This window comes from Haloglomus halophilum (assembly GCF_024298885.1).
GTDB lineage: Archaea > Halobacteriota > Halobacteria > Halobacteriales > Haloarculaceae > Haloglomus > Haloglomus halophilum.
The window spans coordinates 3,499,953-3,512,735 of record NZ_CP101166.1; the positions used below are offsets into that span (position 1 = coordinate 3,499,953).

The window sequence follows — 12,783 nt, forward strand, 5'->3', positions numbered from 1 at the left end:
GCGTTCCCGACGCGACGTGCACGCTGTCTCGCGATTCCGAACTCCCAGCTCGGGGGTGTCAGGAACGGTTCGAACGGGTCCGGCTGTCGAGGAAGGTGACCGCGGAGAGGATATCAGGCGTGCGATTCGTCGTGTGCCTCGTCCGCCGGCGTCTCGGGACTCGCCTCCTCGTTCGCGCCCGCCTCCTCGCTCAGTTCGAGGCCCTGCTCCTCCAGCTCCTGCTCCGCCTCGGAGACGGCCTTCCCGGAGACGTACGTCAGGAATGCCAGTGCGACGAACGGGACGATGAGGAGACTGAGCTGGATGGCGGTGTTGACCGGACTCGAACCGAACGGGTTGATCAGCACGAACACGACCACGAAGAAGAGGATCATGCCGAGCGGGATGGCGTTGACCACGAGGTCGAGCAGGGTCTCGCGGTCGAACGTCTTCGCCTCCGATTCGCTTGCCATACTGGTGGGTTCCCGGGGACGAACTACAACCTTTCCTTTCGCCGCGGGGCGGTTCCCCGCGCACTGCCCCCGGCTCAGGCCGGGAAGGCCTCGGTGTCGTCGCCGCTCCCCATCGCCGAGACGACGACCGCACCGACCGTGGCGACGAGGCCGGCACCGACCACCGAGAACCCACGGAGTACGATGCCGTCGGCCTGTTCGACGGCGGTCAGAATGGGGTCGACCGCCAGCGGGACCTGCGTGGCTACCATCCAGACGCCGACGGCGACCAGCATGACCCCGAGCGCGCCGGCCACCCGCCACGGCCGGTCGGTGTAGCCGGCTTCGTGCGTGATGCCGGCCACGCTGGCGACGAACAGCACGAGTCCGCCCACGGCGAGCGGGTAGACGCCCATGAAGACCCCGACCTCCGAGACGGTCAGTCCGAGCGCCACGACCAGCGGCCACGCGCTCACCCGCGTCGGCCCGTCCTCGGTGCCGTCCGGGGTCGGGCGTGGGTCGGGGGCGTCGGTGGACCGTGGCTCGGGCGCGTCGTCGACATCCGTACCGGTGAAGGCCGACGATTCCTGCGACGAACGCTCGTCCATACCACATCGAGGGACGCGGCGCTCAAATGGCCGTCGGTAGCGGTCGGGAGGTGGTATCGAGGAACGGCGAGCGGTCGGTGACGGTTCAGCAGCGGTCGGTGACGGTTCAGCCGACGAAGTGATCGGTGACGGTTCAGCCGAGGACGATGGCGCCCGCGTACAGCACCACGACGAGGAAGACCCAGACCACGTCGACGAAGTGCCAGTACATCGAGACCGTCGAGACCGAGGTGTCGTGTCCGGCGTCGTACTGGCCGTACAGCGCACGGACGAAGACGATGCCCAGCAGCACCGCGCCCAGGCTGACGTGGAGGCCGTGCAGCCCCGTCAGGCCGTAGAACGCGGAGGCGTAGGCACCTTCGGTGATGGTGAAGCCCTCGTGGACGATGAACTCGTAGTACTCGTAAATCTGCCCCCCGATGAAGATGACGCCCAGCAGGAGCGTCACGCCGAGCAGGCGGATGAACTGCTTGCGCTTGCCCTTGTGGAGCGCGATGTGGGCGTAGTGGAGCGTGATGGAGGAGATGATCAGGATGATGGTGTTGATGATGACGAGGCTCCCCAGGATGTTCCCGCTCTCGACGAGATGTGGGAGGTTGTCCCAGGCCGACGTGCGGACGAAGAAGTAGTAGACGAAGCCGGCACCGAAGGTGGCGACCTCGCTCCCGAGGAACAGGACCATCGCGAACTTCAGCCCCCGGCTGTGACCCTCCCCGTCCCAGTAGGCCTTGACGAACGCGTGGTAGACCCAGCCGTAGAGGCCGGCCAGGAAGACGAAGGTGCTCGCGACGAAGAACGCGGGCCCGACCGCGATACCGAGGAGGTCGGTTCGCGTGGCGATGACGTACAACGATGCGCCGATGTAGAAGCCCGCCGCGCCGAGTGCGGTGATGAACGGCCACCAGGAGGCCTCGCCGAACCCTTTGGGCCAGTCCTCCACCGCCGGCAGGTGGTGACCGTGGCCCCCATCGTGGCCGTGGTCCTCCGCTTCTTCGATTGCCATACTGTGTCGTCACCGTTGGACTCACAAAAACGCATCCATCCGCGCGGCGGCGGGCGGCCGCCCCCGGCCACTCTCGCCCACGCCGCGCGTGTGTCGGAAGGCACAGGTATCGCGTGGACGTAGCTCGGGCAGATGCGACACGCGCGACTCCGGACGGCCGGCGCGTCGCTCCTGCTCGGGAGCCTCACGCTCGCACTGGCCGGCCGCACTGCCGCGCACGGCGGCAGTCTCCGGTCGGAGCCCGCCCGCTCGCTGGCCATCCCGCTCTGGCTGTTCCTCTCGACCGGCGGTGGCGCCGTCGGCGTCAGCTTCCTCCTCACCAGCTTCGTCACGGACCGCGACTTCATCCGGTCGGTCCACGACCGGCGGCGGACCCTCGGTCTTCCGGCCGGTCTCCGCAGGGGGCTCACGGTCGCCGCGCGGCTGGTGGGGCTCGTCGGCCTCGGCGCGGTTCTCGTCGTCGGGATGCTCGGTCCCGCGGACCCGCTCCGAAACCTCGCGGTGCTGGTCGTCTGGGTGGGCTGGTGGGCCGGCTACACGATGACGACCTACCTCGTCGGGAACAGCTGGCCGGCGCTGAACCCGTGGCGGGTCGCGCTCGACCTCCACCAGCGGCTCCCGGCCCCCGACATCACCTACCCCGACAGACTCGCGTCGTGGCCGGCGGTCCTCGGCCTGCTCGGGTTCGTCTGGCTCGAGGTGGTGAGCCCACTGGCCGACGACCCGCGGCTGCTCGCGAGCGTCGTGGCCGCGTACACGGTCGTGACGGTCGCCGGCGCGTACGCCCTCGGTTCGGTCTGGTTCGAGCGCGTCGACCCCGTCGCCCGCGTCTTCGCAGCCTACGGTGCCGTCGCGCCGCTCTACCGCGACGAGGACGGGTCGCTCGGTGTCCGCGTCCCCGGCACGGGGCTGGAGGGCGCCGGCCTCGTCCGCGGCCGGAGCGACGTGGCGTTCGTCGTCGCGCTGCTGTGGGTCACGACGTACGATGGCCTCGTCGCGACGCCGCCGTGGCGGGCGTTCGCGCGCGCCGTCGTCGGCATCGGCGTTCCGCCCGCTCTCCTGTACCCGCTCGCCCTGCTCGCCGGGTTCGGGCTGTTCCTGGCCCTGTACCGCATCGCTATCAGGCGTGGCCGCCGGAGCGCCGAGTCGTACCGCGACCCCGAGACGCTGGCCCGACGGTTCGCCCCGTCCCTGCTCGCCATCGCCGCCGGCTACCACGTCGCCCACTACCTCGGCTACTTCATCGAGCTCTCGCCCGCCTTGCTGGGTGCGCTCACGGCGCCACTCGCGCCGGGTGCGCCCGTGGCGGTCGTCCTCCCGACGTGGTTCTCCGCGGTGTCGCTCGGGTTCGTCCTTCTGGGGCATCTGGGAGCCATCTGGGTGGCCCACGCGGTCGCGTACGACCTGTTCCCCTCGCGCATGCAGGCCGTCCGCAGCCAGTACGCCTTGACCGCGGTGATGGTGTTCTACACGATGACCTCGCTCTGGATCGTCAGTCGACCGTACGCCGCGCCCCCGTTCGTCTGAACCATGTCCGGTACCACCCCCACCGACACGACCGACGATGACCCGCCCCACGACTGCCCCTCCTGTGACCGACGGTTCCACCGCGAGTCGTACCTCGCGCTCCACCGCGGGCAGGCACACGGGGACGAACTGACCGACGGGGAGCGTGCGGCCTACGAAGCGGCACGTGAGGAGGAGGAGGAGGAACTCCGGATGTTCCGGCTGCAGGCGCTCGCCGCACTGGTGTTCATCTACTTCGGCTTCCTGCTGGTGTACGCGTTCTCGCTGTGAAGCCGGGGGCGTTCGGTGGGGGGCCGGGCGATTGAACGAACCGGCCGGACCCCCACGCCGGTTCTCGTCCTGCGCCCCGGGACTGCGGGACTCGTGTTGCTACGTCGGAGCGTTCCCATATCACTCTACGACCGCGTGGAGCGAGGCGGCCGCTGTCGGGGAACGGGGAGAACCGAGACGAACGAGGGGAACCGAACCACCGATTCAGGCCGCGCCGCCCGAAACCCCCGCGAGGTTCTCGCGGGGGTTCGGCTCGATGTCGGCCGACGAGTCACCGCTCAGCTGGTCCTGCTTCCACTGCTCGTACTGCTCCTCGGAGACGACGCGGACCTTGCCGAGCATCCCGGAGTGGCCGGAGCCACAGTACTCCGCACAGTAGAGCTGGTAGCTCTGCTCGTCCTGGCCTTCCGGGAGCGTGACGGCGGTGGCGATGGTGTTGTAGTGGCCGGGGAAGGCGTCCTGTTTCAGTCCCAGCTTCGGGACGTGGACCGCGTGGAGCCAGTCCGTGGACGTGACGTGCATCACGACGGGCCGGTTCTCGGGGATGACCATCGTCCCGGTCGTGGATACCTGTCCGCCGTCGGTGGTGTAGTTGTACGTCCAGAAGTACTTCTTCGCGACCACCTCCACCTGGACGGGGTCGCCCTCACCGGGCAGGTCGGATGCGGCAGGCATGTAGGCACCCTTGCCGTCGTAGTGGGTCACCTCGGCGTTCTGCTGGGCGACCTCCGGGTCGTCGACGGTGGCGGCCGTGACGCCGCCGATGGCGACGTTGCCGAGCACCTGATAGGATGCGAAGCCGACGAACAGGAGGATGATGGCCGTTGCGACGGTCCAGGTGATCTCCAGCCGGCGGTTCTCCTGGGTGGGCTGGGGGTCGTCGTTGTCCTTGTACTTGTAGACGGTGTAGAAGAGGATGGCCTCTACCAGCACCGTGATCGGGATGGCGACGTACAGGAGCTTCTCGTTGAGGTCGTTGATCAGCTCGATGTTGACGGACGGCTGTGCCGCGGCGGGCATCGCGCCGAGAAGGGCGAGGAGCGCGACCCCGACAGCGGCCCGCAGGACGGCGCGCCTGTGGTTCATATCCCCGGGTTAGGAACTGCCGTGTAAGAACCTGCCGACTCGCCCTCACGCGAAAAGCGTGGGTGCTAAGTCCCCGGGCGGTAAGACCTAGGGAAGTGGTATCCGTGTCCCTCCCAGACCCTCGCGCCGTGCTCGGGACCGGCCGCGAATCGCGGCTGACGGCCCTGCTGGCCGCGTCCGTCCTCGGCGTCTACCTGCTGGTGGTGGTGGGCGCGACCGCGGCGCTGGCCGAGGCCGCACGGGCCTGTTCCGCGTGGCCGGGCTGTGCCGGTGCCGACCTCTCCGAGCCCGCGGTACTGGTCGCGCTCGGGCATCGGGCCGCGGCGACGCTCGTGGGTGTCCTCGTCCTCGTGACGGCCGTCGTGGGCTTCCGGGCCGACGTCGACCGGCGGGTGAGAGCCGCGCTCCTCGCCGCGCTCGCGCTGTTCCCCGTGCAGGTGTCGGTGGGGGCCCTCGTCGCCACCAGCGGCGCCGGTCCGCTCGTCTCGAACGGGCACCTGCTGGTCGGCATGACCATCTTCGGCGCGCTCGTCCTGGCGCTGGCGTGGCGCCTCGAGGCCGAGACGGGAACCGACGACACCTCGGCCGTCCGGGACCCGGACGACCTCGAACGGCCGAAGCCGGTCGACGCGGCGGCGGAATCGTCCGGTCCCTCGCTCTCCGGTGTCGCTCGCGTCCGTGCGATCGCCGGCGCGTACATCCAGTTGATGAAGCCGCGGCTGATGTGGCTGCTCTGCCTCGTCGCCTCCGCCGGGATGGCCCTCGCAGCGGCGACGACGCCCGGTGGCCTCTCGGTCCCCGTCGTCGCGGCGACACTCGGCGGCGGCGTCCTCGCCATCGGCGCCTCGGGGACGTACAACCACGTGCTCGAACGCGACATCGACAAGCGGATGGAGCGCACCGCCGACCGCCCGGTGGCCACCCACGAGGTGCCGGTCCGGAACGCGCTCGCCTTCGCCGGCCTCCTCACCGTGGCGGCGCTGGGCGCCTTCCTGTCGGTGAACCCCCTCGCAGCGGCGCTCGGCCTCGCAGCCATCGTGTTCTACTCGGTCATCTACACGCTGGTCCTCAAGCCCAACACCGTCCAGAACACCGTCATCGGTGGGGCTGCGGGTGCGCTCCCGGCGCTCATCGGCTGGGCCGCCGTCACCGGCGACATCGGGCTCCCGGGGCTCGCGCTCGCGGGCGTCATCTTCCTCTGGACACCCGCGCACTTCTACAACCTCGCGCTGGCCTACCGCGACGACTACGAGCGCGGTGGCTTCCCGATGCTGCCGGTCGTCCGCGGGGAGACGGTCACCCACAAGCACATCCTGCTGTACCTCGCGGCGACGCTGCTCGCGGCGACGGTCCTCGCGGAGCTGACGACGCTGGGCTGGCTCTACGCCGCCACGACGGTCGCGCTGGGCGCCGTCTTCCTCGTCGCCGTCGTCCGGCTCCACTACGAGCGCTCCGAGGGTGCTGCCTTCCGCGCGTTCCACGCCTCGAACGCCTACCTCGGCGCGCTGCTGCTGGCAATCGTCGTCGACTCGCTGGTGGTCTGATGCGGGCCCGCCACCCCGATTCCGGCGCACGGGCGACTCGTGTCCTTGAAGCCACCCCGACCCGAATCTGCGACCGATGAGCACCATCGAGTCGCGGCTGGCGTCGCTCCGCCCGAGCCGCGAAACCGCCATCTGGTGGGCGGTCGTCCTGAACACGGAGCTGCTGGTGCTGCTGGCGTACCTCGTGGTCGAGACGCCAATCGTCACGCGGCCGCTGTTCTACATCATCCCGTTCGTCTGGATCAACGCGGCGCTGTGGGGCGTGTTCCGCGTCTCCCCGCGGGCGGCCTCGACGCGCCAGCGTGTGACCGCGCTCGGTATCTCGGGGGGCTACTTCCTCGTCCTCGGGTACTTCGGTGGCCTGTACGGCCCGAGCGGTGGCCCCGCGACGGGGCTCCGGGTGGCGTTCGAGGCGGTCCCCCCCGGCTGGGGCCCGGCGGTCATCTACGGCGGGACCGTGCTCCAGTTCGCGCTGCTACCGTTCAAGCTGGTCGGCTACGCGACACTGGCCTACCTCGTCTACGCGACGGTGCTGGACGCTGCCTCTTCGGTCGTCGGGGGCGTGCTGGGGCTGTTCTCCTGTGTCTCCTGTACGCTGCCCGTCATCGCGGGCATCGTCTCGGGCTTCGTCGGCGGCACGGGCGCGGTGGCCGCCGCCGCGTTCAACCAGTCCTACCTCCTCTCGACGGTCGTCTTCGTCGTCACGGTGGTCCTGCTGGTGTGGCGGCCGACGATGGCTGACCTGCGGGGAATCGGATTACGGGGATAGTCCGAGCCTCCAGTGTCAACACCCACGATAACTCCGTAACTCCGTCGGATACTGTTCTCCGTACGGTTCCGTTGGCGAACCGACCTGCGCCTCCGACAGCCACATATCTACCACGCCCCTGTGGCGGGGTATGACCACCGTCGAGATCGAGTACTGCGTTCCCTGTGGGCACCTCGACCGCGCGTCCGACCTCGCCGAGCACCTGCTGCGGACGTTCCGCGAGCGACTCGACCGCGTCGCGCTCGTCACCGGTGACAACGGCGTCTTCGTCGTCCGGGTCGACGGGGAGCGCGTGTTCGACATCGCCGAGGAAGAGTTCGACCCGGACGAGGTGGCGCGGCGGGTGCGTGAGCGGGTACGGTGAGTGTACCGCCTCCGGGAGCGATGGCGACGGGGAAACGCTGATTCAGCTGGACCTCGAACCGTGACGCAGAGTTATGAGTGACGAGTCGGGTAGCGAATCCGGGGACTTGCCGGTTTCAGAGGCCGAGCGCCAGGCGTTCCACGGGGGGATGGCCGCGTCCGGTACGGAGACCAGCGAGGAGGATATCGACGAGATACTCTACGGATAACCGCCGCGAACCTCCATCACTCAGTCCTCGTACTCGTAGAACCCGCGCCCGGTCTTCTTCCCGAGGTCGCCGGCCTTGACCTTCCGCTTGAGCAGGTACGCCGGCGTGTACCGGTCCCCGAGTTCCTCGTGGAGGGTCTCCGTCGCGTGCAGGCAGACGTCCAGCCCGATGTGGTCGGCGAGTTCGAGCGGCCCCATCGGCACGTTGGTTCCGAGTTTCATGCCGCGGTCGATGTCCTCCTTCGTGGCGACTCCTTCGTCGTAGGCCCGGACGCCCTCGTTGATCCAGGGCATCAGGATGCGGTTCGAGACGAAGCCCGGCTTGTCGTCGGCCTCCCACGTCTCCTTGCCCAGCGATTCGGCGAACTCGTGGGCGAACGCCACGACTGCGTCGTCGGTGCGCTCGCCGACCACGAGTTCGACCCCCTTCATCACGGGCACCGGGTTCATGAAGTGGAGCCCCAGTACGAGCGGTGCGCGGTCGGTGGCGGCAGCGATGGTCGTCACCGACAGCGTGGAGGTGTTCGTGGCGAGGACGACGTCCTCGTCGGTCACCGCTTCGAGGTCGGCGAACACGTCGCGCTTGAGGTCCATCTCCTCGGGCGCGGCCTCGACGACGAGGTCGGCGTCCGCGAGGTCACCGAGGTCGGTGGTGCCGGTGATGCGGTCGCGGGCGGCGTCGGCCTCCTCCTCGGTGAGCGTCTCCTTCCGCACGAGTCGCGAGAGCGAGTCGTCGATGGCGTCGAGGCCGCGCTCGACGAACTCCGCCTCTACGTCGCGCATGAGCACGTCGTAGCCGGCCGTGGCGCTCACCTGTGCGATGCCGTTGCCCATCGTGCCCGCGCCGACGACGCCGACCGTCTCGACGTCGTCGAGGCCGCGGAACTCCGGTTGGTCGGTCATGTCCGGGGCCTCGGCGGCCGGCGATATAAGCGTGGGTTGCCCGGCGACGGGACCGCTGGAGAAGGAGGACGGCCGCGGCGGCTCAGTCTTCGCCGCGGATGCGGGCGGCCACCTGCTTCGCGATGGGGCCGCCGAGCCGTTCCCGGACGCTCCCCAGCAGGCCACCGGGGACGAACAGGACGAACGCGACGAACACCAGCCCGATGTAGAGGCTGGCATGGCCGTTGAGGAACGTCTCGATGGCGCCCTGTACGGTCAGCCCCGCGATGTCCGTCGTCAGGACGGACTCGGGGAGCGTATCCCGGAGGTAGGGCAGGAGGCCGCCGCCGGCGCCCTCCTTCGAGAGGAACTCCCTGACGGTCTCGTCCAGCAGCCGTCCGAACAGCGGGCCGGCGAGCGTGCCGAACCCACCGATGATGGCCGCCAGCAGCGCGTCGCCGGTGACGAGGAAGAAGAACGCGTTGTCCGGCGAGGCCGAGCGGCGGAAGCCGGCGAACAGGCCGCCGGCGACGGCCGCGAAGAACCCGCTGACCGCGAACGCGGCCAGCTTGTAGCGGAACGTGTCGTAGCCGATGGCGCGGGCACGCTCCTCGTTCTCGCGGATGGCGATGAGCACCCGTCCGAACGGCGAGTGGACGAGTCGCTGGAGCGCGAAGTAACACACCAGCACGACCAGCCCGACCATGTAGAACGACACCTCCGTCGACCCCAGCGAGAGCGGGCCCAGCACCACCGAGTCCCCGGTGAGGACCCCGATATCGAGGTTGAGCGGGTCGACGAACGGCACGCCGACGCTGAAGATAGGCGCGGTGGCGCCCTCGGGGCCGACGACGAACGGCCCGTCGCGCGGGTTGGAGGCCAGGAAACCCCAGTCACGGACGAGCACGTAGACGACCTGCGAGACGCCCAGCGTGACCATCGCGAAGTAGACGCCGCTGAGGCGGAAGGAGACGACGCCGATGACCAGCGCCAGCACCGTCGCCAGCAGGCCACCCAGCACCAGCAACAGCAGGAACGGCGTCGTGTGTGGGACGAGCGGGAGTTTCCCGTTCGCCGCCACGATGACGAAGTACGCGCCGGTGCCGTAGAAGACGGCGTGGCCGAACGACAGGTAGCCGGTGTACCCGGAGATGAAGTCGAAGCTCATCGCGAACAGCCCGAAGTACAGCACCGCCGTCATCGTCTCCACGTCCGGCAGGAGCATCACTGCCTCCGCACCGACGGGTGAGGCGACCAGCGCGCTGTGGATGAGCGGGTAGAGCCCCAGCAGCACGATGACGACGAGATGCGCCACGTGCTCCTCCGCGTAGCGTCGCCACCAGGCCCGCTCCGGCGCGAGGTCGACGGCTTCCGGTGACTCCGGCAGGTCCTTCTCCGCGTCGGTCGCGGTGCCCGCTCCCTCGACGGGTTCGCCGCCGTCGCCACGGGACTCGATCGAGGACCCGTCGGGACCGCGGTCGGGGTCGCTAATGGCCACCCACCTCCGCGACGCCGAACAGGCCCTGTGGCCGGACGATGAGCGTGACCACGAGGATGAGGAAGATGAACATCTCCGGGAGACCGGTGAACTCGACGGCGTTGACGAACCACCAGGTCGTCACCGCGTCGATCATCCCGACGATGAGCGCGGCGACGACCGTTCCCCGGAAGGTGCCGAGGCCGCCGACGATGACGACGACGAACGCCGGGAGGAGCGTCTCGGCCGCGAGCGGGACGCTGGCACCCCAGACGGGGTCCCACATCAGCAGCGCGCCGGCGATGCCGGCGATACCGGTTCCGAGCGCGAAGACGGTGGTGAACACCCGGCGCACGTCGATGCCGAGCGCCTCGGTCATCTCGCTGTCCTCGCTGCCGGCGCGAACGACCAGCCCGTACCGCGTCCGGGTCAGGAACGCCCAGACCGCGGCAACGGTAACGACGCCGAACAGGATTTCGAACAGCGCGAGCCCGCTCACGGTCGTCGAGCCGAGCCTGATGGTCGCTGTGAGTGGTTCGGGTTTGGTGCCGAGTGCGGCCTGCCACTCGGAGATGGGCTGGAGGCCGTAGAACAGCGTCACGATGCGGACGAGTTCGTCCAGCACCAGTGTCACGCCGAACGTCAGGAGTATCTGGTAGATGGGCGGGCGGTCGTACAGCGGCCGGATGAGGCCGACCTCGATGACGCCACCGAGCGCCGACAGCGCGCCGAACACCACCAGCACCGCGACCAGGAAGAACGCGAACCTGGAGACGGTCCCGCTCGCGCCGGTCACGGCCAGCACCATCACCAGTCCCCCGAGGTACGCGCCGATCATCGTCAGCGATCCGTGGGCGAAGTTGAGCACGCCCATCAGCCCGAAGACGAGGGTGAGGCCGCTGGCGATCATCACGTAGATGGCGGATTTCGAGAGCCCCCGGACGAACACGCCGACGAGCGTCGACGGCCGGAGGAACTGCCCGAGCGTGTCGATGTACGACACCAGCGGGAGCGTCGCCAGTTCGGCCAGTAGTGTGGGGACGATGGCGCTCATGCGCTGAGATACCTCCGGATGCGCTCGTCGTCGGTGACACCGCTGGTTGCCTCGCCGTCCTCGACGACCTGCCCGTTGTCGAGCAGGTAGAAGCGGTCGGCGAGGTCCATCGCGAGCGGGAGGTTCTGTTCGACCAGCAGCACCGTCGCCTCGCGGGCGGCGTTCTGGACGGCCTCGGCCACGTCGGAGACGATCTGCGGTGCGAGCCCCTCGCTGGGCTCGTCGATGAGGAGCAGGTCGTTCTCACCGACGAGGCCGCGGGCGATGGCGAGCATCTGCTGTTGCCCGCCCGAGAGCGCGCCCGCGTTGGCCTCGCTCCGCTCGGCGAGTGCCGGGAAGGTGTCGAACGCCAGCTCCAGCGCCGTATCCACGTCGCCGCCCTTCGGTACCGCGACGCGGATGTTCTCGGTGACCGAGAGCTGCGAGAAGACGCGGCGCTCCTCCGGGATCCACCCCACTCCGAGGTCGGCGACCTCGTGGGTCCGCTTGCCGACCAGTTCCTCACCGCGGTAGGTGATGCTGCCCGAACGCGGAGCCGTCAACTGGAGCACCGACCGGAGCGTCGTGGTCTTGCCGACGCCGTTGCGCCCGATGAGCGCGACGACCTCGCCGTCCTCGACCTCCAGGGAGACGCCCTCGAGGATGTGGCTCTCGCCGTAGTAGGTGTGGATATCGTCGATCTCGAGCAGGCTCACTCGGTCCCACCTCCGTCGGCTTCCGCGGCCGGATCCGCCGCTCCGTCGTCGTCGAGGTCCCCGGGCTCGTAGCCGCCCAGGTACGCCTCCTGCACGGCGGGGTCATCGCGGACCGACTCCGGCGGCCCGTCGGCGATGACCTCACCGCGGTTGAGCACGACGATGCGGTCGGAGACGTTCATCACGATGTCCATGTTGTGCTCGACCAGCAGGACCGCGTGGTCGCCGGCCACGTCCTCGATGAGCGCGATGATGTCGTCGACGGACTCGCTGGAGACGCCCGCGTTGGGCTCGTCCAGCAGGAGGACCTCGGGGTCGCCCGCGAGGGCGACGCCGACCTCCAGCTGGCGCTTCTCGCCGTGGCTCAGGGTCTCGGCCGGCTCGTTGGCCTTCACCGCGAGCCCGACACGGTCGAGGATGGCGTGGGCCTCCTCGAGGTAGGGCTCGAAGCTGTTGACGTTGCGCCAGCCGCGGAAGGAGTCCGTCCCGTGTGCCTGCGCGGCCACGCGAACGTTCTCCAGCACGGTGCTGGTCGGGAAGACGTTGGTCACCTGGTACGAGCGGTGGAGCCCGCGCTGGGCGGTCGCGTGGAGCGGGGCATCGGTCACGTCGACCCAGCCGACGCTGCCGCCCGGCTCGTCCACGTCCTCGGTCCCGCTTTCGCCGCCCCCGCCGGCCGCGAGTTCGACCGTCCCGGCGGTCGGCTCCAGCGCGCCCGTCAGCAGGTCGAAGAACGTGGTCTTGCCGGCGCCGTTGGGGCCGATGAGCGAGCAGAGTTCGTCCTCGGCCAGCTCGAAGTCCACGTCGTCGACCGCCGTGAGACCGCCGAAGCGTTTGGTGAGGCCTGCTGTCCGCAGGACGCTCAT

The 12,783-nt window shown here is 69.3% G+C and carries 15 protein-coding genes; 6 read left to right on the forward strand and 9 right to left on the reverse strand.

Annotation, left to right across the window (positions count from 1 at the left end):
* Window positions 1-113 precede the first annotated feature (113 nt).
* From NL114_RS16935 to NL114_RS16945, 3 genes are all read right to left on the reverse strand, one after another.
* Window positions 114-452 (reverse strand): DUF6684 family protein, encoded by a 339-nt coding sequence (locus NL114_RS16935; RefSeq protein ID WP_254822099.1) that lies wholly within the window; start codon window positions 450-452, stop codon window positions 114-116.
* A 74-nt stretch (window positions 453-526) separates the two neighbouring features.
* Window positions 527-1,039 carry a DUF7541 family protein gene (locus NL114_RS16940; RefSeq protein ID WP_254822100.1) on the reverse strand — a complete coding sequence of 171 codons (513 nt, stop codon included), beginning with the start codon at window positions 1,037-1,039 and terminating at the stop codon, window positions 527-529.
* Between the two features lie 133 nt (window positions 1,040-1,172).
* Window positions 1,173-2,042, reverse strand: coding sequence for a cytochrome c oxidase subunit 3 (locus tag NL114_RS16945; RefSeq protein ID WP_254822101.1), 870 nt, complete (start codon window positions 2,040-2,042; stop codon window positions 1,173-1,175).
* A 132-nt stretch (window positions 2,043-2,174) separates the two neighbouring features.
* Between NL114_RS16945 and NL114_RS16950 the strand changes: the two genes are divergently transcribed.
* The gene (locus NL114_RS16950; protein ID WP_254822102.1) at window positions 2,175-3,569 is read left to right on the forward strand and encodes a hypothetical protein; all 1,395 of its coding nucleotides are present in this window, start codon (window positions 2,175-2,177) and stop codon (window positions 3,567-3,569) included.
* 3 nt (window positions 3,570-3,572) lie between these two features.
* The gene (locus tag NL114_RS16955; protein ID WP_254822103.1) at window positions 3,573-3,839 is read left to right on the forward strand and encodes a DUF7410 domain-containing protein; all 267 of its coding nucleotides are present in this window, start codon (window positions 3,573-3,575) and stop codon (window positions 3,837-3,839) included.
* Between the two features lie 204 nt (window positions 3,840-4,043).
* On the opposite strand, the gene NL114_RS16960 is transcribed toward NL114_RS16955, so the two are convergent.
* A complete protein-coding gene (locus NL114_RS16960) occupies window positions 4,044-4,925 on the reverse strand; it encodes a cytochrome c oxidase subunit II (protein WP_254822104.1) in 882 nt (293 codons plus the stop codon).
* 128 nt (window positions 4,926-5,053) lie between these two features.
* Between NL114_RS16960 and cyoE the strand changes: the two genes are divergently transcribed.
* The 4 genes from cyoE (at window position 5,054) to NL114_RS21690 (ending at window position 7,810) form a co-directional block, all read left to right on the forward strand.
* On the forward strand, window positions 5,054-6,469 hold the full coding sequence (gene cyoE / locus NL114_RS16965; RefSeq protein WP_254822105.1) for a heme o synthase: 1,416 nt from the start codon (window positions 5,054-5,056) through the stop codon (window positions 6,467-6,469).
* Window positions 6,470-6,545: 76 nt separating this feature from the next.
* Window positions 6,546-7,238: a DUF7546 family protein gene (locus NL114_RS16970; protein WP_254822106.1), complete on the forward strand. Its 693-nt coding sequence runs from the start codon at window positions 6,546-6,548 to the stop codon at window positions 7,236-7,238.
* A 130-nt stretch (window positions 7,239-7,368) separates the two neighbouring features.
* Window positions 7,369-7,602 (forward strand): SelT/SelW/SelH family protein, encoded by a 234-nt coding sequence (locus NL114_RS16975; protein WP_254822107.1) that lies wholly within the window; start codon window positions 7,369-7,371, stop codon window positions 7,600-7,602.
* Between the two features lie 73 nt (window positions 7,603-7,675).
* The gene (locus NL114_RS21690; RefSeq protein ID WP_286671082.1) at window positions 7,676-7,810 is read left to right on the forward strand and encodes a hypothetical protein; all 135 of its coding nucleotides are present in this window, start codon (window positions 7,676-7,678) and stop codon (window positions 7,808-7,810) included.
* A gap of 20 nt (window positions 7,811-7,830) precedes the next feature.
* On the opposite strand, the gene NL114_RS16980 is transcribed toward NL114_RS21690, so the two are convergent.
* The 5 genes from NL114_RS16980 to NL114_RS17000 form a co-directional block, all read right to left on the reverse strand.
* Entirely contained in the window at window positions 7,831-8,712 is an 882-nt protein-coding gene (locus tag NL114_RS16980) for a 3-hydroxyacyl-CoA dehydrogenase family protein (protein WP_254822108.1), read from the reverse strand.
* An 82-nt stretch (window positions 8,713-8,794) separates the two neighbouring features.
* Window positions 8,795-9,961 (reverse strand): branched-chain amino acid ABC transporter permease, encoded by a 1,167-nt coding sequence (locus NL114_RS16985; RefSeq protein WP_254824728.1) that lies wholly within the window; start codon window positions 9,959-9,961, stop codon window positions 8,795-8,797.
* A 217-nt stretch (window positions 9,962-10,178) separates the two neighbouring features.
* Window positions 10,179-11,222 (reverse strand): branched-chain amino acid ABC transporter permease, encoded by a 1,044-nt coding sequence (locus tag NL114_RS16990; RefSeq protein WP_254822109.1) that lies wholly within the window; start codon window positions 11,220-11,222, stop codon window positions 10,179-10,181.
* Entirely contained in the window at window positions 11,219-11,917 is a 699-nt protein-coding gene (locus NL114_RS16995; RefSeq protein WP_254822110.1) for an ABC transporter ATP-binding protein, read from the reverse strand. Before NL114_RS16995 ends, NL114_RS16990 begins: the two co-directional genes overlap by 4 nt.
* A complete protein-coding gene (locus tag NL114_RS17000; protein WP_254822111.1) occupies window positions 11,914-12,783 on the reverse strand; it encodes an ABC transporter ATP-binding protein in 870 nt (289 codons plus the stop codon). Before NL114_RS17000 ends, NL114_RS16995 begins: the two co-directional genes overlap by 4 nt.